15 protein-coding genes are annotated in these 16925 nt (G+C 60.9%); 13 read left to right on the forward strand and 2 right to left on the reverse strand.

Annotated features, from left to right (window positions below; all coding sequences use genetic code 11):
* Window positions 1–2 precede the first annotated feature (2 nt).
* Complete coding sequence (rsgA, locus tag KBY02_RS14755) at window positions 3–1034, reverse strand: small ribosomal subunit biogenesis GTPase RsgA (RefSeq protein ID WP_003366295.1); 1032 nt, start codon at window positions 1032–1034, stop codon at window positions 3–5.
* Between the two features lie 108 nt (window positions 1035–1142).
* Here rsgA and orn point away from each other — a divergent pair, with 108 nt between their 5' ends.
* Both orn and KBY02_RS14765 read left to right on the forward strand, forming a co-directional pair.
* Complete coding sequence (gene orn / locus KBY02_RS14760) at window positions 1143–1679, forward strand: oligoribonuclease (protein WP_003402903.1); 537 nt, start codon at window positions 1143–1145, stop codon at window positions 1677–1679.
* Between the two features lie 96 nt (window positions 1680–1775).
* Window positions 1776–2387, forward strand: a complete 612-nt coding sequence (locus tag KBY02_RS14765; protein ID WP_003393544.1) for a trimeric intracellular cation channel family protein — start codon at window positions 1776–1778, stop codon at window positions 2385–2387.
* A 377-nt stretch (window positions 2388–2764) separates the two neighbouring features.
* Here the strand turns inward: KBY02_RS14765 and queG are convergent, their stop codons facing one another.
* A complete protein-coding gene (queG, locus tag KBY02_RS14770; protein ID WP_011266491.1) occupies window positions 2765–3853 on the reverse strand; it encodes a tRNA epoxyqueuosine(34) reductase QueG in 1089 nt (362 codons plus the stop codon).
* 63 nt (window positions 3854–3916) lie between these two features.
* Between queG and KBY02_RS14775 the strand changes: the two genes are divergently transcribed.
* The 11 genes from KBY02_RS14775 (at window position 3917) to KBY02_RS14825 (ending at window position 16854) form a co-directional block, all read left to right on the forward strand.
* Window positions 3917–5407: an NAD(P)H-hydrate dehydratase gene (locus KBY02_RS14775; RefSeq protein ID WP_225650586.1), complete on the forward strand. Its 1491-nt coding sequence runs from the start codon at window positions 3917–3919 to the stop codon at window positions 5405–5407.
* Window positions 5395–5865 (forward strand): tRNA (adenosine(37)-N6)-threonylcarbamoyltransferase complex ATPase subunit type 1 TsaE, encoded by a 471-nt coding sequence (gene tsaE / locus KBY02_RS14780; protein ID WP_181007073.1) that lies wholly within the window; start codon window positions 5395–5397, stop codon window positions 5863–5865. The genes KBY02_RS14775 and tsaE overlap by 13 nt, the downstream gene beginning before the upstream one ends.
* Before the next feature lie 2 nt (window positions 5866–5867).
* Complete coding sequence (locus KBY02_RS14785; protein ID WP_197709718.1) at window positions 5868–7295, forward strand: N-acetylmuramoyl-L-alanine amidase; 1428 nt, start codon at window positions 5868–5870, stop codon at window positions 7293–7295.
* The gene (gene mutL / locus KBY02_RS14790) at window positions 7295–9241 is read left to right on the forward strand and encodes a DNA mismatch repair endonuclease MutL (protein WP_011266495.1); all 1947 of its coding nucleotides are present in this window, start codon (window positions 7295–7297) and stop codon (window positions 9239–9241) included. Before KBY02_RS14785 ends, mutL begins: the two co-directional genes overlap by 1 nt.
* A complete protein-coding gene (gene miaA / locus KBY02_RS14795) occupies window positions 9242–10213 on the forward strand; it encodes a tRNA (adenosine(37)-N6)-dimethylallyltransferase MiaA (RefSeq protein ID WP_011266496.1) in 972 nt (323 codons plus the stop codon).
* A 93-nt stretch (window positions 10214–10306) separates the two neighbouring features.
* On the forward strand, window positions 10307–10567 hold the full coding sequence (gene hfq, locus KBY02_RS14800; RefSeq protein WP_002551819.1) for an RNA chaperone Hfq: 261 nt from the start codon (window positions 10307–10309) through the stop codon (window positions 10565–10567).
* Between the two features lie 12 nt (window positions 10568–10579).
* Window positions 10580–11881 carry a ribosome rescue GTPase HflX gene (gene hflX, locus KBY02_RS14805; RefSeq protein WP_002551820.1) on the forward strand — a complete coding sequence of 434 codons (1302 nt, stop codon included), beginning with the start codon at window positions 10580–10582 and terminating at the stop codon, window positions 11879–11881.
* Window positions 11882–11977: 96 nt separating this feature from the next.
* On the forward strand, window positions 11978–13180 hold the full coding sequence (gene hflK / locus KBY02_RS14810; protein WP_011266497.1) for an FtsH protease activity modulator HflK: 1203 nt from the start codon (window positions 11978–11980) through the stop codon (window positions 13178–13180).
* Entirely contained in the window at window positions 13180–14049 is an 870-nt protein-coding gene (gene hflC / locus KBY02_RS14815; protein WP_003366315.1) for a protease modulator HflC, read from the forward strand. Before hflK ends, hflC begins: the two co-directional genes overlap by 1 nt.
* A 270-nt stretch (window positions 14050–14319) precedes the next feature.
* Entirely contained in the window at window positions 14320–15507 is a 1188-nt protein-coding gene (locus tag KBY02_RS14820; RefSeq protein ID WP_103754809.1) for an ATP phosphoribosyltransferase regulatory subunit, read from the forward strand.
* A gap of 54 nt (window positions 15508–15561) precedes the next feature.
* Window positions 15562–16854 (forward strand): adenylosuccinate synthase, encoded by a 1293-nt coding sequence (locus tag KBY02_RS14825; RefSeq protein WP_003366319.1) that lies wholly within the window; start codon window positions 15562–15564, stop codon window positions 16852–16854.
* Window positions 16855–16925 lie beyond the last annotated feature (71 nt).

The following is a 16925-nucleotide window of genomic DNA, read 5'->3' on the forward strand; positions in this document are numbered from 1 at the left end:
GCTCAGTAACTGTCTTGCGGCAGGCTGGCAATGATCGAGCGGTAGCTGTTCATGCGCTGCTGCTGAACGCGGCCGTCCTCAAGCCCCTTGAGCAGGGCGCAGCCCGGTTCGCGGTCGTGCTTGCAGTCACGAAAGCGGCACGTGCCGATCAGGTCGTTGAACTCGATGAAGCCTGCCTCTACGTCGGCACGGCTGACGTGGCCAAGGCCGAATTCACGAATGCCCGGCGAGTCGATCAGATCGCCGCCGCGCGGGAAGTGAAACAGGCGGGCGGTGGTCGTGGTGTGTGTGCCCTGACCGGAAACCTCGGACAGCGGACCGACCCGAGTGTCCGTTTCCGGCAACAGGCTGTTGACCAGCGAGGACTTGCCGACGCCGGACTGGCCGACGAACACGCTGATGTGCCCGTCAAGCTGGCTTTGCAGGCTCTGCATGCCGTCACCGTGGTGCGCGGACACTTCCAGTACCGGGTAACCCAGTGTGCGATAGACCGCCAGCAGCGCATTGAGCGCGGGCGCATTCTGCTCGTCGATCAGGTCGGCCTTGTTGAGCAGCAGCAACGGACGAATCCCGGCATGCTCGGCGGCCACCAGGTAGCGGTCGATCAGGTTGGCATGCGGCTCGGGCATCGGCGCGAAGACGATCACGATCAGGTCGACGTTGGCCGCCACAGGCTTGAGCTGGCCGCGTGAATCCGGGCGGCGCAGTTCGGTGGTGCGAGGCAGTTGCGCGACAATGACGCCAATGCCCTGATTGCCGGCGCGCCATACCACGCGATCACCGGTCACCAGTGCAGGCAGGTTGGCGCGCAGGTGGCAGCGAAAGACCTGGCCGGTCACTTCGCCTTCCTGAGCTTCCACTTCGACTTGCACGCCGAAGTGGGCGATCACCAGGCCCGTCTGCTCGGGGCCGAGGTCGCCACCCTCGAGTGTTTCAAGCGTAGCGGACTCGCGTTTTGCTGCGCGGGCAGCACGCTCGCCCTGAATTTTTTCGATGCGCCAGTTCTGACGACGATTGAGTTGGCGTTTGGCCATGGGTGTTCCGATGTGATGTAACCGATGAATTAGGCAGTACGATTGATCGGCAGGAGTCTAGCACGGCAGGGTGAGCTAAACTGCGCGCCTACGCTGAGGAGTCGACACATGCAGAACAAGCAGAACCTGATCTGGATCGATCTGGAAATGACCGGTCTGGACCCTGATACCGATGTCATTATCGAAATGGCCACGATCATCACCGATAGCGAGCTGAACACCCTGGCCGAAGGTCCGGTGATCGCTGTGCATCAGAGCGACGAAACGCTGGCGAAAATGGATGAGTGGAACACTCGCCAGCACGGCGGTTCGGGCCTGACCCAGCGCGTGCGCGAAAGTACCGTCAGCATGGCTGAAGCCGAGGCGCAGACCCTTGAGTTCATCAAACTGTGGGTGCCAGAGCGCAGTTCGCCGATCTGCGGCAACAGCATCTGCCAGGATCGCCGCTTCCTGTATCGCCACATGCCGACGCTGGAAAACTGGTTCCACTACCGCAATCTGGATGTCTCGACCCTCAAGGAACTGGCTGCGCGCTGGTCCCCCGAGCTGAAATTCAAGAAAGGCAGCACCCACCTGGCGCTCGACGACATCCGTGAGTCGATTGCCGAGCTGCGCTTCTACCGTGAGCACTTCATCAAGCCTTGATCGAGACTCGCGCGTGCAGTGAATAATCTTCGCTGCACTCTTTCAGTGCGCAGGTCGGCTGGTTAGACTGCGCGCCTTTGTCGCAGAGTCGCCGCCATGTTGCTGATGCTTTATCTGATCGCTATCACTGCTGAAGCCATGACGGGAGCCCTGTCTGCAGGGCGACGCGGGATGGACTGGTTCGGCGTGGTGCTGATCGCCTGCGTCACTGCGCTGGGTGGCGGGTCGGTGCGCGACGTACTGATCGGTCATTACCCGCTGACCTGGGTCAAGCATCCGGAGTATCTGGTCCTGACCAGTGTGGCGGCCCTGGTGACGATCTTCATCGCGCCACTGATGCGTCATCTGCGCTCACTGTTTCTGGTGCTCGACGCGCTGGGACTGGTGGCTTTTACCCTGATCGGCTGTATGACTGCGCTGGAGGCCGGGCACGGTCTGCTGATCGCGTCAGTCTGTGGCGTGATCACCGGGGTGTTCGGCGGCATCCTGCGCGACATCTTCTGCAACGACATCCCGCTGATCTTCCGCCGCGAGCTGTACGCCAGCGTGTCATTTCTGGCCGCGTGGTGTTTTCTGCTATGCCAGTACCTGCAGTTGCCGGACGAGCAAGCGGTGCTGATCACCCTGTTCGGTGGCCTGCTGCTGCGCCTGCTGGCGATTCGTTTCCGCTGGGAAATGCCCAAGTTTGTCTATAAAGACGAGCCTTGAAGAGGGGGAGAGGGCCACGAGCGGCATGCCCAAGCTAGTCTTGTGGGAGGCAATGTTGTTCAGTCATAACCATGTAGGAGCGAGCCGGGCCACGCTTCGCTTGCTCGCGAAGGCTGACTGACAGAGGCATAAATCTCCGGCGATTGTCCCTGCCTCTTCGCGAGCAAGCTCGCTCCCACAAGATCAGCGCTGCTGCAGAACATCTAGGTGGCTCGAAAACACCCCCGACCTGCGGGAGTGTTCCACAGGGCTTGAAAACACGGCGGACCTGTGGGAGTGAGCTTGCTCACGAAGAGGCCGGTGCAGTCGCTGAAAATCTATATATCGTGACTACGCCTTCGCGAGCAAGCTCCCACAGGAATATCCAGGGGGTACCTTTAAAGCGGCGCCACGCCATGTCTCTGCAGCGCCCATTCCACATGTTCTCTGACCAGTTCCGACGGGTAGTCGCGCCGTGCTTGCAGGGCCTCGATCACCGGGATGGTAGAGGGCGCGTTGCCCAGCCCCACGGCCAGGTTGCGTAGCCAGCGCTCATAACCCGCCCGGCGCAGTGGCGAGCCTTCGGTGCTGCCGAGGAATTTCTCTTCATCCCAGAGGAACAGCTCGGCCAGCCCGGCATTGTCCAGATTGTGGCGCGGCTGAAAGTCGCTCTGCTCGGTTGGCCGGGCGAAGCGGTTCCACGGGCAGACGATCTGGCAATCGTCACAGCCGAACACCCGGTTACCAATCAACGGCCGCAGCTCTTCGGGAATCGCCGTCTTCAGCTCGATGGTCAGGTAGGAAATACAGCGCCGCGCATCCAGCACATAAGGCCCGACAAACGCCGCAGTCGGGCAGATGTCCAGGCATGCTGTACAACGACCGCAGTGTTCGGTCGCATGGGGCGCATCCACCGGCAGCGGAATATCGACAAACAGCTCGCCAAGAAAGAAGAAGCTGCCCGCCTTGCGGTTGAGCACCAGCGTGTTCTTGCCGATCCAGCCCAGCCCGGCCTGTTCGGCGATGGCCTTTTCCAGCACTGGCGCGCTGTCCACGAAGGCTCGAAAGCCAAACGGCCCGATGGCCTGCTGAATACGCTCGGCCAGTTGCTGCAGGCGCTTGCGGATGAGTTTGTGATAATCACGGCCCAGCGCGTAGCGTGAGACGTAGGCTTTTTCCGGCTCGGTCAGGCGTTGCGCCATCTCGGTGTCGCCCGGCAGATAATCCATGCGCAGCGACACCACGCGCAGCGTTCCCGGCACCAGCTCATCGGGGTGGGAACGTTTGCTGCCATGGGCTGCCATATAGTCCATTTCCCCGTGATAGCCTGCATCGAGCCAGCGTTGCAGATGCTGTTCGTGCTCTGCCAGGTCCAGGCCGCTGATCCCGACTTCCTGAAAGCCCAGCTCACGCCCCCACGCCTTGATTGAAACGGCAAGGGCGGCAAGATCATCGGAAGTGGGAAGTACAGCAGTAATAGCGGACATGCGCAGAGAGAAACCGGGGCCAAGGTGCGTATAATTCTGCCAGACATCGGAGCCCATAGACGCATGTTCGACACTAAACCTCATTTACCCGACGCGCTGTACAGCGCTGCGCAGGTCCGCGACCTCGACGCACGGCTGATTGCGGCCGGTACACCCGGCCTGGAATTGATGCTGCGTGCCGCGCAGGCGTTGTGGCACACGCTACTTCGGCGCTGGCCTCAGGCCAACGAGCTGACCGTATTGACCGGGCGTGGTAACAACGCCGGTGACGGGTATCTGGTGGCTGCAATGGCGCACAAGGCCGGCTGGCAGGTCAGGGTGCTGGCCGTCGGCGACCCGGCTGCACTGACCGGTGATGCTGCGGCGGCGCATGCTGCGGCTTTCGGTATTGATATTCAGGCATGGGCCGGGCAGTCGCTGGCCGGTGTCGTGCTGGATGCCTTGCTCGGTACCGGGCTCGACGGCGAGGTGCGCGAGCCCTATGTCTCGGCCATCAAGGCTGTCAACGACAGTGGTCTGCCCGTCGTGGCGGTGGATATTCCGTCTGGCTTGAGCGCAGATACCGGCCAGACGCTGGGTGTCGCGGTGCGTGCCGATGTGACCGTTACGTTCATCGGCCTCAAACTGGGGTTGCTGACGGGGGATGCGGCGGATCTGGTGGGTGAGCTGATTTTCGACGACCTGCGAGCAGACCCGGCGCTGGTGGCGCAGACGCCGTTCAGCGCGAAACGCCTCGATAAACACAACCTGCCACATCTGGCAGCGCGTCCGCGGACCGCTCATAAAGGCATGTTTGGCCGCGTGCTGGTCATCGGTGGCGATCACGGTTTTGGTGGTGCAGCGTTGCTCAGCGCCGAAAGCGCCCTGCGCAGCGGTGCAGGCATGCTGACGCTGGTCACACGGCCCGAGCACGTTGCGGCCGCCCTGACACGCATGCCGGAAATCATGAGCGCGGCAATTCATTCGGCCAACCAGCTGATGGGCTTGATCGAGCCAGCCAGCGTGCTGGTGGTCGGCCCCGGGCTGGGGCAGGCGGCCTGGGGGCGCAGCCTGCTGTCGGCAGCTGCCAATGCGGATCGTCCGCAGGTGTGGGACGCCGATGCGCTGAATATGCTGGCCGCCGGGCTGGTCAGCCTGCCCAAAGGCAGTGTCATCACCCCGCATCCGGGCGAGGCGGCACGCTTGCTGGGCGTGGGCATCAAGGAGGTTCAGGCGGACCGGGCCGCTGCAGTGCGGGCGCTGGCGCGTAAATTCGATACGGTTTGTGTGCTCAAGGGCTCCGGCAGCCTGATTGCCGACGCGCACGGGCAACTGGCGCTGTGCGACCGCGGTCATCCGGCCATGGCCACTGCGGGACTGGGTGACGTGCTGGCCGGATTGATCGGTGCGTTGATGGCGCAGCATCTCAAGCCATTCGACGCGGCCTGTCTGGCGGTATGGCTGCACGCAAGCGCCGGTCAGAAAGTCGGCGAGTACGGTCGCGGGTTGGCCGCCAGCGATATTATTCCTGCCATTCGTCAGTTACTGGAGGAGCTGCAACCGTGTCTGATTTAACGCTGCATGTGGTTGGCGAAGAGGCAATGATGGATTTTGGTGCACGCCTGGCCAAGGTTACAGAAGGCCTTGGCGTCATCTTTCTGGATGGCGATCTGGGCGCTGGAAAAACCACGCTTTCGCGGGGATTGATTCGCGGCTTCGGGCATGCCGGGGCTGTCAAGAGTCCTACTTTCACGCTGGTCGAGCCGTACGAAATCGGTGCGATAAAGGTCTTCCACTTTGATCTTTACCGGCTGGTCGATCCTGAAGAACTCGAGTTCATGGGCGTGCGTGATTATTTCGACGGCGATGCACTTTGTCTGATTGAATGGCCCCAACGCGGTGCAGGCTTTTTGCCAAAGCCCGACCTGACCATTACCATTGAGCCGCACGGTGAAGGTCGGTCCGTGATATTGAGCCCGCTGGGCTCGCGTGGCGAACAGTGGTGTGCCACTTTGGCTTTGGAATTCAAATAGATATGGGGTTAGGTATGCGCATGCGCGCGCTGGTTACTGTAGTGGGTCTGCTGTTGATGGCCATGGCTGTCGAGGCGGTTGCCGCTACGCAAGTACGAAGTGTCCGCTTATGGCGAGCGCCGGATAACACACGTCTGGTCTTCGACCTGACGGGGCCGGTTCAGCACAGCCTGTTTACCCTGACTTCGCCTGACCGTCTGGTGATCGATATCAATGGTGCGACGCTCGGCGGACCCTTGAACGTACCCACGGCCAATACGCCGATCAGCAGCATGCGTTCTGCGCAGCGCACACCTACCGACCTGCGCGTGGTCATCGACCTGAAAAAGGGTGTGACCCCGAAGAGCTTCACGCTGGCGCCCAACCAGCAATACGGCAACCGTCTGGTGGTCGACCTGTACGACAACGCCGCCGATGCCAACCCCACGCCGGTGATTCCCGACACCGCTGCCAACACCGCACCCGCAGTTCCGGTCAGCCCGGCCAAGCCTGAAATCAAGCTGACTCCGGTGCCGAATGGCAAGCGCGATATCGTTGTGGTAATCGATGCCGGGCACGGCGGGGAAGACCCTGGTGCCTCGGGCGGCGCCGGTCAGAAAGAGAAAAACGTGGTGCTGTCGATTGCCAAGGAGTTGCAGCGCCAGGTGAATGCCGAGAAAGGCTACCGTGCCGAACTGACGCGGACCGGCGACTACTTTATTCCGCTGCGCAAACGTACCGAGATCGCCCGCTCCAAGGGCGCTGACCTGTTTGTGTCGATCCACGCCGACGCCGCGCCGTCTTCCGCTGCGTTCGGCGCATCGGTGTTCGCCCTGTCTGATCGTGGCGCCACTTCCGAAACCGCCCGCTGGCTGGCGGACAGTGAAAACCGTTCTGACCTGATCGGTGGGGCCGGCGCAGTCAGCCTCGATGACAAGGACCGCATGCTCGCGGGGGTGTTGCTGGACTTGTCCATGACCGCCTCGCTGTCTTCGAGCCTGAACGTTGGCCAGAAGGTATTGAGCAATATTGGCCGCGTGACCTCGCTGCACAAGGCACGCGTCGAGCAGGCGGGCTTCATGGTGCTCAAGTCGCCGGATATCCCGTCGATTCTGGTGGAAACCGGCTTTATCTCCAACGCCAATGAGGCCAACAAGCTCGGTTCTGCGTCGCATCAGCAGGCGCTGGCGCGTTCGATCACGTCGGGTGTCAAGCAGTTCTTCCAGCAGAACCCGCCGCAGGGCACCTACATTGCCTGGCTGCGTGACAATGGCAAGCTGGCTCAGGGGCCGCGAACCCACGTCGTTCGTTCCGGCGAAACCCTGGCCATGCTTGCTGCACGCTATGACATGAACATCGCCACTTTGCGCAGCGCCAACAATCTGAAGTCCGATGAATTGAAGATCGGCCAGGATCTGCGTATTCCAAGTTCCGAGGTGGCGACTCAGTAATGACCGATCTCCTGCTCGACGGCGCCGAAGCCGATAACGCTCAGACTGCCCTGAACGCAGCACGCATCGAACTGCTCAGTCCGCGTCTGGCCAACCAGATTGCGGCGGGCGAAGTTGTCGAGCGTCCGGCTTCGGTGATCAAGGAGTTGCTGGAAAACAGCCTCGATTCCGGCGCGCGGCGCATCGATGTCGACGTCGAGCAGGCCGGCATCAAATTGTTGAAAGTGCGTGACGATGGCAGCGGCATCTCTTCGGACGATCTGCCGTTGGCGCTGGCACGCCACGCTACCAGCAAGATTCGCGACCTGGAAGACCTCGAGCGGGTCATGAGCCTGGGGTTTCGCGGCGAAGCGCTGGCTTCGATCAGCTCCGTGGCACGCCTGACCCTGACCTCGCGCACCCGCGACGCCGATCAGGCATGGCAGGTCGAAACCGAAGGTCGTGACATGGCGCCACGCGTGCAGCCGGCCGCGCATCCGGTAGGCACCTCCGTTGAAGTACGCGACCTGTTCTTCAATACGCCCGCCCGGCGCAAGTTTCTGAAAGCCGAAAAAACCGAATTCGATCATTTGCAGGAAGTCATCAAGCGCATGGCGCTGGCGCGTTTCGACGTGGCCTTCCATCTGCGGCACAACGGCAAGACCGTGCTGAGCCTGCATGAGGCGCATGACGACACCGCCAGAGCGCGACGTGTCTCGGCAATCTGCGGGCCGGGCTTTCTGGAGCAGGCGCTGCCCATCGAGATCGAGCGCAACGGCCTGCATTTGTGGGGCTGGGTCGGGCTGCCGACCTTCTCGCGCAGCCAGGCCGACCTGCAATATTTCTTCGTGAATGGCCGGGCAGTGCGCGACAAGCTGGTCGCCCACGCGGTGCGTCAGGCGTATCGCGACGTGCTGTTCAATGGCCGTCACCCGACTTTCGTGCTGTTCTTCGAGGTCGACCCGGCTGCTGTGGACGTAAACGTTCACCCGACCAAGCATGAAGTGCGCTTCCGCGACGGGCGCATGGTGCATGACTTTCTATATGGCACCCTCTACCGTGCGCTGGGCGATGTGCGCCCTGAAAATCAGTTGGGTGGCAGCGTGCCGGTTGTCGCCGAGGCGCGCCCGAGCGGGCCTGAAGCGGGCGAATTCGGGCCGCAGGGTGAAATGCGTCTGGCCAACAATGTGCTGGAGCAGCCCCAGGGCGAGCCTTTTGCCCGGCCTGCTGCCGGTGGCGGCGCTGGCAGCGGTTATCAGTATCAATACACGCCTCGGCCCACCGCTGGCGTGCCGGTCGCCGAAGCGCAAAGTGCCTACCGGGAATTCTTCGCACCGCTGCCCAGTGCCGCGTCCGCGTCGCTGCCTGAATCGCCCGGTGATATTCCGCCGCTGGGTTATGCGCTGGCGCAGCTCAAAGGTATCTACATTCTTGCTGAAAATGCTCACGGCCTGGTGCTGGTGGACATGCATGCCGCTCACGAGCGGATCATGTACGAGCGCCTTAAAATAGCCATGGCCAACGAAGGCCTGAGCGGCCAGCCATTGCTGGTGCCCGAGTCCATCGCGGTTAGCCAGCGTGAAGCGGACTGCGCCGAAGAACACCTTGCGACCTTCCAGCGCCTGGGCTTCGAACTGCAGCGGCTCGGCCCGGAAACCCTGGCGATCCGCCAGATCCCTGCGTTGCTCAAGCAGGCCGAGGCCAACCGGCTGGTCAGCGATGTGCTGGCCGACCTCATGGAATACGGCACCAGCGACCGGGTGCAGGCGCACATGAACGAGCTGCTCGGCACCATGGCCTGTCACGGCGCGATTCGTGCCAATCGGCGTCTGGCCATCCCGGAAATGAACGGCCTGCTGCGTGACATGGAAAACACCGAGCGCAGCGGGCAATGCAACCACGGTCGTCCTACCTGGACCCAGATGGGTCTCAATGACCTGGATAAATTATTCCTGCGCGGTCAATGAATGAACGCTTTACCTCCGGCCATCTTTCTCATGGGGCCTACCGCTGCAGGCAAGACCGACCTTGCGATAGAGCTGACCAAAGTGCTGCCCTGCGAGTTGATCAGCGTCGATTCTGCGCTGGTCTATCGCGGCATGGACATCGGCACCGCCAAGCCGTCGAAGACGCAGCTGGCTGAGCATCCTCACCGTCTGATCGACATTCTCGACCCGGCGCAAAGCTACTCCGCAGCCGATTTTCGCAGTGACGCTCTGGCGGCCATGGCGGAAATTACCGCACGCGGAAATATTCCTTTGCTGGTCGGCGGCACTATGTTGTATTTCAAGGCTCTATTGGACGGGCTGGCGGATATGCCGGCGGCCGATGCACAGGTCAGGGCGCAGCTTGAGGCGGATGCACAGGCCTTCGGCTGGCAGGCATTGCACGATCAGTTGGCGGTGGTCGATCCCGTTTCGGCGGCACGTATTCACCCCAACGATCCGCAACGGCTGATCAGGGCGCTTGAGGTGTATCGCGTCAGCGGAATGAGCATGACGGCACATCGCGAGCAACAAACTGCGCAAAGTACCGAAGCAGCCGCATCAGGGCGCCAGCAATTGCCCTATACTGTCGCGAACCTTGCCATTGCTCCGGCTGATCGCAAGGTGCTGCACCAACGCATCGCGCTACGTTTCGAGCAAATGCTGGATCAGGGGTTTCTGGACGAAGTACTGGCATTGCGCTCAAGAGGTGACCTGCATTCGGGGTTGCCATCGATAAGAGCCGTCGGTTATCGCCAGGTCTGGGATCACCTGGATGGGAAACTGACACGGGATGAAATGCAGGAGCGCGGCATCATTGCGACGCGCCAGCTGGCCAAAAGGCAGTTCACCTGGCTACGTAGCTGGGACGACCTGCACTGGCTGGACAGCCTGGCCAGCGACAATCTGTCGCGCGCCTTGAAATACCTGGGATCGGTCTCCATATTGAGCTGAGTCCCTGCAATAGCCGTCTATCCTTGGGGGGTGGTCGGTCAAGCAAATCGAATTCGATTTATTATTTTATTGATCCTTAAAGGAGTGCGGCACATGTCAAAAGGGCATTCGCTACAAGACCCTTACCTGAATACCTTGCGTAAAGAGAAGGTCGGGGTATCGATCTATCTGGTCAACGGTATCAAGCTGCAGGGTACGATCGAGTCTTTCGACCAGTTCGTCATTTTGCTGAAGAACACGGTCAGCCAGATGGTCTACAAACACGCCATTTCCACCGTCGTACCGGTTCGTCCGATCCGCCTGCCAAGCGCTACAGACGCTGACGGCGCGGACGCCGAGCCAGGTAACGCCTGATAGGAGTCTGCCTTGTTCTTTGAGCGCCACAGTGGTGGTGAACGTGCAATTCTCGTTCATCTGGATGGTCAGGACCCTGAGGCGCGCGAAGATCCGCAGGAGTTTCAGGAATTGGCCATCTCGGCCGGTGCCGATACCGTTGCGTTTATCAACGTGCCGCGTCATCGGCCTTCGGCCAAGTATCTGATCGGCTCTGGCAAGGTCGAGGAGCTTCGCGATCAGGTCAAGGCCGAGCAGGCCGATCTGGTCATCTTCAATCACACCCTCACGCCCAGTCAGGAACGCAACCTCGAACGCGTTTTCGAGTGTCGTGTGCTTGATCGTACCGGTCTGATTCTCGATATCTTTGCGCAGCGGGCGCGTACTCACGAGGGCAAGCTTCAGGTCGAACTGGCCCAGCTTGAACACATGAGTACCCGTCTGGTCCGTGGCTGGACCCACCTTGAGCGACAGAAAGGTGGTATCGGCCTGCGCGGTCCGGGTGAAACCCAGCTTGAAACCGACCGACGTCTATTGCGGGTTCGCCTGCGGCAGATCAAGGGACGGCTGGAGAAGGTTCGCAGCCAGCGTGATCAGGCCCGTCGCGGGCGTCGTCGCGCGGATATTCCATCGGTTTCACTGGTGGGGTATACCAATGCCGGCAAATCCACCCTGTTCAACTCGGTAACCGATTCGGATGTGTTTGCGGCAGACCAACTGTTCGCCACGCTCGATCCGACCTTGCGTCGTCTGCAGCTCGATGACCTGGGTCCTATCGTGCTGGCCGATACCGTGGGCTTTATTCGCCACCTGCCGCACAAGCTGGTCGAGGCCTTTCGCGCGACGCTTGAAGAATCGAGCAACTCCGATTTGCTGCTGCATGTGATCGACTCCCACGAGCCGGATCGCATGTCGCAGATCGAGCAGGTGATGGCGGTGCTCGGCGAGATCGGAGCCGAGGGCTTGCCGATCCTCGAGGTCTATAACAAACTCGATCTGCTTGAAGGCGTAGAGCCTCAGATACAGCGCGATGCCGACGGCAAACCGCAGCGTGTCTGGGTGTCTGCCCGTGATGGTCGAGGGCTTGATCTGCTCAAACAGGCTATCGCCGAATTGCTCGGCGACGATCTGTTTGTCGGCACGCTGCTTCTGCCTCAAAGTCTTGCCCGGCTGCGTGCCCAGTTCTTTGAACTGGGTGCGGTGCAGAGCGAAACGCATGACGAGGAAGGTGCCAGCGTGCTGGCCGTACGACTGCCGCGCGTTGAACTCAATCGACTGGTGAGTCGCGAAGGATTGCAGCCGCTGGAGTTCATCGAGCAACACACTTTGCAATAAAAGCACGAGAAAGCCGTTGTACGGCTTTCCCGAGCATTCTGTAGCATTGGTCGGCGCGCCGCGGGCGCGTCTTTGCTTTATCAGATGGAGAGCGCTATGGCTTGGAATGAGCCGGGTGGCAACTCGAATAATCAAGATCCCTGGGGTGGCAAACGCCGTGGCGGCGACCGCAAGGGACCACCTGATCTCGACGAGGCCTTCCGTAAGCTGCAGGAAAGCCTGAAGGGGTTGTTCGGCGGCGGTAACAAACGCGGCAGCGATGGCGGCAGCAGTGGCAGTGGTGGCGGTTCAGGCAAGGGCGGTGGCTTCGGTCTGCTCGGCATCGGGCTTGTCGTACTCGTCGCTTTCTGGCTTTACAGCGCTATCTATGTGGTCGACGAGCAAGAGCAGGCTGTCGTGCTGCGTTTTGGTCAGTACCACGAGACCGTGGGCCCGGGCCTTAACATCTACTTCCCGCCGTTCGATCGCAAGTACATGGAGAACGTGACTCGCGAGCGCGCCTACAGCAAGCAGGGCCAGATGCTCACCGAAGACGAGAACATCGTCGAAGTGCCGCTGACCGTGCAGTACAAGATCAGCGATCTTCAGGCGTTCGTGCTGAACGTCGATCAGCCTGAAATCAGCCTGCAGCACGCGACTGAAAGTGCGTTGCGTCATGTCGTGGGTTCCACGGCGATGGATCAGGTGCTGACTGAAGGCCGCGAACTGATGGCCAGCGAAATCAAGGAGCGTCTGCAACGCTTCCTCGATACCTACCGCACCGGTATCACCGTGACCCAGGTGAACGTGCAGAGCGCCGCCGCGCCGCGTGAAGTGCAGGAAGCCTTTGATGACGTGATTCGCGCCCGTGAAGACGAGCAGCGTGCACGTAACCAGGCTGAAAGCTACGCCAATGGTGTGATCCCGGAAGCCCGTGGTCAGGCTCAGCGTATTCTTGAAGATGCCAACGGTTATCGCGATGAAGTGGTTTCGCGCGCCAAGGGTGAGGCGGATCGCTTTACCAAACTGGTTGCCGAGTACCGCAAGGCACCTGAAGTCACCCGCCAGCGTCTGTATCTGGACACCATGCAGGAAGTCTTCAGCAACACCAGCAAGGTGCTCGTGACCGGCGACAAGGGGCAGAACAACCTGCTTTACCTGCCGCTCGACAAGATGATCGAAAGCAGCCGCAGCGGTACCGGCAATGGCTCCAATTCAGGTACGCCATCGCAGTCAGCCAATGATGCTGCCGCTGCTGCCGCCGCCCGGGCGACTGAGGCTCAGCAGCGTGGTGAAGTACGTACCAGGGAGACTCGCTGATGAGTAACAAATCACTGATCACCCTTATTGTCGGCGTGGTACTGGCGGTCATTGCCTGGAACAGCTTCTACATAGTGTCCCAGACCGAACGCGCTGTTCTGCTGCAATTCGGTCGTGTGGTCCAGGCTGACGTTCAGCCGGGTCTGCATGTGAAGGTTCCTTACGTGAACCAGGTGCGCAAGTTCGACGGTCGTTTGCTAACCCTCGATGCACCGACCCAGCGCTTCCTGACACTGGAAAAGAAAGCGGTCATGGTCGATGCCTACGCCAAGTGGCGTGTGAAGGATGCGGAGCGTTTCTACACCGCGACTTCCGGCCTCAAGCAGATCGCCGACGAGCGTCTTTCGCGTCGTCTGGAATCCGGCCTGCGTGACCAGTTCGGTAAGCGCACCCTGCACGAAGTCGTGTCGGGTGAGCGAGACGCGCTGATGGCGGATATCACCGGTTCGCTGAACCGCATGGCCGAGAAAGAGCTGGGTATCGAAGTCGTCGATGTCCGGGTCAAGGCCATCGATCTGCCGAAGGAAGTGAATCGCAGCGTTTTCGAACGTATGAGCACCGAGCGTGAGCGTGAAGCGCGCGAGCACCGTGCCAAGGGTAACGAGCTGGCTGAAGGCATCCGTGCCGACGCCGATCGTCAGCGTCGTGTGCTGCTGGCCGAAGCCTATCGCGAGTCAGAAGAAGCGCGTGGTGATGGTGATGCCCAGGCTGCCGCGATCTATTCCAAGGCGTATGGTCAGGACCAGGAGTTCTACGCGTTCTATCGCAGCCTGCGTGCCTACCGCGAAAGCTTTGCGAACAAGAGCGACGTGATGGTGCTTGATCCGAACAGCGAATTTTTTCGCTACATGGAAAAAGCCAAGCCGTAATTAATCATCCGCCGGGCGGCAAAACCGCCCGGTGGGGTGAACGTACGGTGAAACGTGTGTATCATGCGGCAGCCGGGAAATTCCCGGCTTTTTTGCGTCTGCACGATTGATTGGCCGTATCTGAATCGGAACGCGGCAAGATTTTTCGAGGAAAGTGGTCTGCAAGGCCTGTCTCGGGCATTTGTCGTGCCCGTCATACGGCGCATCACTTTCTGCTTCACTCAAGGTCGGCCTGTAGGCTGGCCGCCTGGATCACAGGGGAATGGCGTAATGGCAACGGTCGACCGCTGGCTGCTACCAGATGGCATCGAAGAAGTACTGCCACCGGAAGCGGCGCGCATTGAAGTAGCGCGCCGTCAGGTGTTGGATCTGTTTCAGAGCTGGGGCTATGAGTTTGTCGTCACCCCGCATATCGAGTATCTCGAGTCCCTGCTGACTGGCGCGGGTTCGGATCTGGATCTGCGCACCTTCAAGGTTATCGACCCGCAATCGGGCCGGCAGATGGGCTTTCGCGCCGACATCACGCCGCAGGTTGCACGCATCGATGCTCACACCCTGAAACGTGAAGGCCCGAGCCGTCTGTGCTACGCGGGCAGCGTTCTGCACGCCCAGCCGCGCGCGCTGTCGTCCTCGCGCAGCCCTATACAACTGGGTGCCGAGTTGTACGGCGATGCGAGCCCGAGCAGCGACGTCGAAGTCATCAGCCTGATGCTGGCCATGCTGCAACTGGCCGATGTGCCGGATGTGCATATGGACCTCGGGCATGTCGGTATCTATCGCGGTCTGGCGCGTGCCGCCGGCCTGTCGGGTGAAGTCGAGCAGCAACTGTTCGATGCGCTGCAGCGCAAGGCCATTGATGAGGTGATTGCCCTCACCGCTGATCTGCCGCCAGAGCTGGCAACAATGCTGCGCGCTCTGGTTGATCTGTGCGGTGGTCGTGATGTGCTGGACGCCGCGCGTGATCGTCTGGCCGGCGCACCGGCGCCGGTGCTGGCCGCGCTGGATGACCTGCTGTCGATCGCCGAGCGTCTGGCTGCGCGTTTCCCGCAGTTGCCGCTGTACTTTGACCTCGGCGAGCTGCGCGGCTACCACTACCACACTGGTGTGGTGTTTGCGGTATTCGTACCGGGCGTGGGCCAGTCGATCGCTCAGGGCGGTCGTTACGATGACATCGGTGCCGACTTCGGTCGCGCCCGTCCGGCGACCGGCTTTTCCACCGACCTGAAAACCCTGGTAACCCTGGGGCAAGCAGAAATCGTCTTACCGTCTGGTGGCATCTGGGTGCCGGACAGTACGGATGCGGCACTCTGGCAGATGGTTTGCCAGTTGCGCAGTGAAGGTCAGCGTGTGGTTCAGGCCTTGCCTGGGCAGCAGGCGAGCGCCGCGCGTGAAGCCGACTGTGACCGGCAATTGATTCAGCATGGCGAGCACTGGCAGGTAATGCCGCTGGCTTCTTGAGTATTCCTGCCGGCCGCCGCCGGCACCAAGTTTGCGTGAATGAGGACAAGTGTTATGGGTAAGAATGTCGTAGTCCTGGGCACTCAATGGGGTGATGAGGGCAAAGGCAAGATCGTTGATCTGCTGACCGAACATGCTACCGCCGTAGTTCGCTATCAGGGTGGCCACAACGCGGGCCACACGCTGGTGATCGACGGTGAGAAAACCGTTTTGCACCTGATTCCGTCCGGTGTGCTGCGCGAAGGCGTGCAGTGCCTGATCGGTAACGGTGTGGTGGTTGCTCCCGACGCGCTCCTGCGCGAAATCGTCAAGCTGGAAGAGAAAGGCATTCCGGTGCGCGAGCGTCTGCGCATCAGCCCGTCCTGCCCGCTGATCCTGTCGTACCACGTGGCACTCGATCAGGCGCGTGAAAAAGCCCGCGGCGAGTTCAAGATCGGCACCACCGGTCGTGGTATCGGCCCGGCCTACGAAGACAAGGTCGCACGTCGCGGTCTGCGCATCGGTGACCTGTTCCATCGCGAGCGTTTCGCCGCCAAGCTGGGCGAGCTGCTCGACTATCACAACTTCGTGCTGGTCAATTACTACAAAGAGCCTGCCATCGACTTCCAGAAGACGCTCGACGAGTGCATGGAATACGCTGACATGCTCAAGCCGCTGATGCTCGACGTCACCGCTGCGCTGCATGAGATGCGTCGCGACGGCAAGGACATCATGTTCGAAGGCGCCCAGGGTTCGCTGCTGGACATCGACCACGGTACTTACCCGTACGTCACCAGCTCCAACACCACGGCGGGCGGCATTGCCACCGGCTCCGGTTTTGGTCCGATGTACCTGGATTACATCCTGGGCATCACCAAGGCTTACACCACACGCGTGGGTTCGGGTCCGTTCCCGACAGAACTGTTCGACGACGTCGGTGCGTTCCTGGCCAAGCGTGGTCATGAGTTCGGTGCCACCACCGGTCGTGCACGCCGTTGTGGCTGGTTCGATGCGGTCATCCTGCGTCGCGCCATCGAAATCAACAGCATCTCGGGCCTGTGCCTGACCAAGCTGGACGTGCTCGACGGTCTGGAAACCATCAACATCTGCGTGGGCTACGAGAACGAAGAGGGTGCAGTCATTGACGCGCCTACCGACGCTGACAGCTATCTGGGTCTGCGTCCGGTCTACGAGCAGATGCCAGGCTGGAGCGAATCCACGCTGGGTGCCAAGACCCTCGAAGAGCTGCCTGCTGCCGCTCGTGCTTACATCAAGCGTGTCGAAGAGCTGGTGGGTGCGCCTATCGACATCATTTCGACCGGTCCTGACCGCAACGAAACCATCGTGCTGCGTCATCCGTTCGGCTGATACGTCACCGGGCTGTGCCAAAAAGGGTCGCCTGTGCGGCCCTTTTTTATTTTCGCGCCGAGGGCAGGGAA

This window comes from Pseudomonas sp. P129 (assembly GCF_020312195.1).
Classification (GTDB): domain Bacteria; phylum Pseudomonadota; class Gammaproteobacteria; order Pseudomonadales; family Pseudomonadaceae; genus Aquipseudomonas; species Aquipseudomonas fragariae.

What these genes read in the sequence shown, in the direction of transcription:
- rsgA (WP_003366295.1), bottom strand. Translation starts at nt 1,034, where the DNA reads ATGGCCAAACGCCAACTCAATCGTCGTCAGAACTGGCGCATCGAAAAA.
- orn (WP_003402903.1), top strand. Translation starts at nt 1,143, where the DNA reads ATGCAGAACAAGCAGAACCTGATCTGGATCGATCTGGAAATGACCGGT.
- KBY02_RS14765 (WP_003393544.1), top strand. Translation starts at nt 1,776, where the DNA reads ATGTTGCTGATGCTTTATCTGATCGCTATCACTGCTGAAGCCATGACG.
- queG (WP_011266491.1), bottom strand. Translation starts at nt 3,853, where the DNA reads ATGTCCGCTATTACTGCTGTACTTCCCACTTCCGATGATCTTGCCGCC.
- KBY02_RS14775 (WP_225650586.1), top strand. Translation starts at nt 3,917, where the DNA reads ATGTTCGACACTAAACCTCATTTACCCGACGCGCTGTACAGCGCTGCG.
- KBY02_RS14785 (WP_197709718.1), top strand. Translation starts at nt 5,868, where the DNA reads ATGGGGTTAGGTATGCGCATGCGCGCGCTGGTTACTGTAGTGGGTCTG.
- mutL (WP_011266495.1), top strand. Translation starts at nt 7,295, where the DNA reads ATGACCGATCTCCTGCTCGACGGCGCCGAAGCCGATAACGCTCAGACT.
- miaA (WP_011266496.1), top strand. Translation starts at nt 9,242, where the DNA reads ATGAACGCTTTACCTCCGGCCATCTTTCTCATGGGGCCTACCGCTGCA.
- hfq (WP_002551819.1), top strand. Translation starts at nt 10,307, where the DNA reads ATGTCAAAAGGGCATTCGCTACAAGACCCTTACCTGAATACCTTGCGT.
- hflK (WP_011266497.1), top strand. Translation starts at nt 11,978, where the DNA reads ATGGCTTGGAATGAGCCGGGTGGCAACTCGAATAATCAAGATCCCTGG.
- hflC (WP_003366315.1), top strand. Translation starts at nt 13,180, where the DNA reads ATGAGTAACAAATCACTGATCACCCTTATTGTCGGCGTGGTACTGGCG.
- KBY02_RS14820 (WP_103754809.1), top strand. Translation starts at nt 14,320, where the DNA reads ATGGCAACGGTCGACCGCTGGCTGCTACCAGATGGCATCGAAGAAGTA.
- KBY02_RS14825 (WP_003366319.1), top strand. Translation starts at nt 15,562, where the DNA reads ATGGGTAAGAATGTCGTAGTCCTGGGCACTCAATGGGGTGATGAGGGC.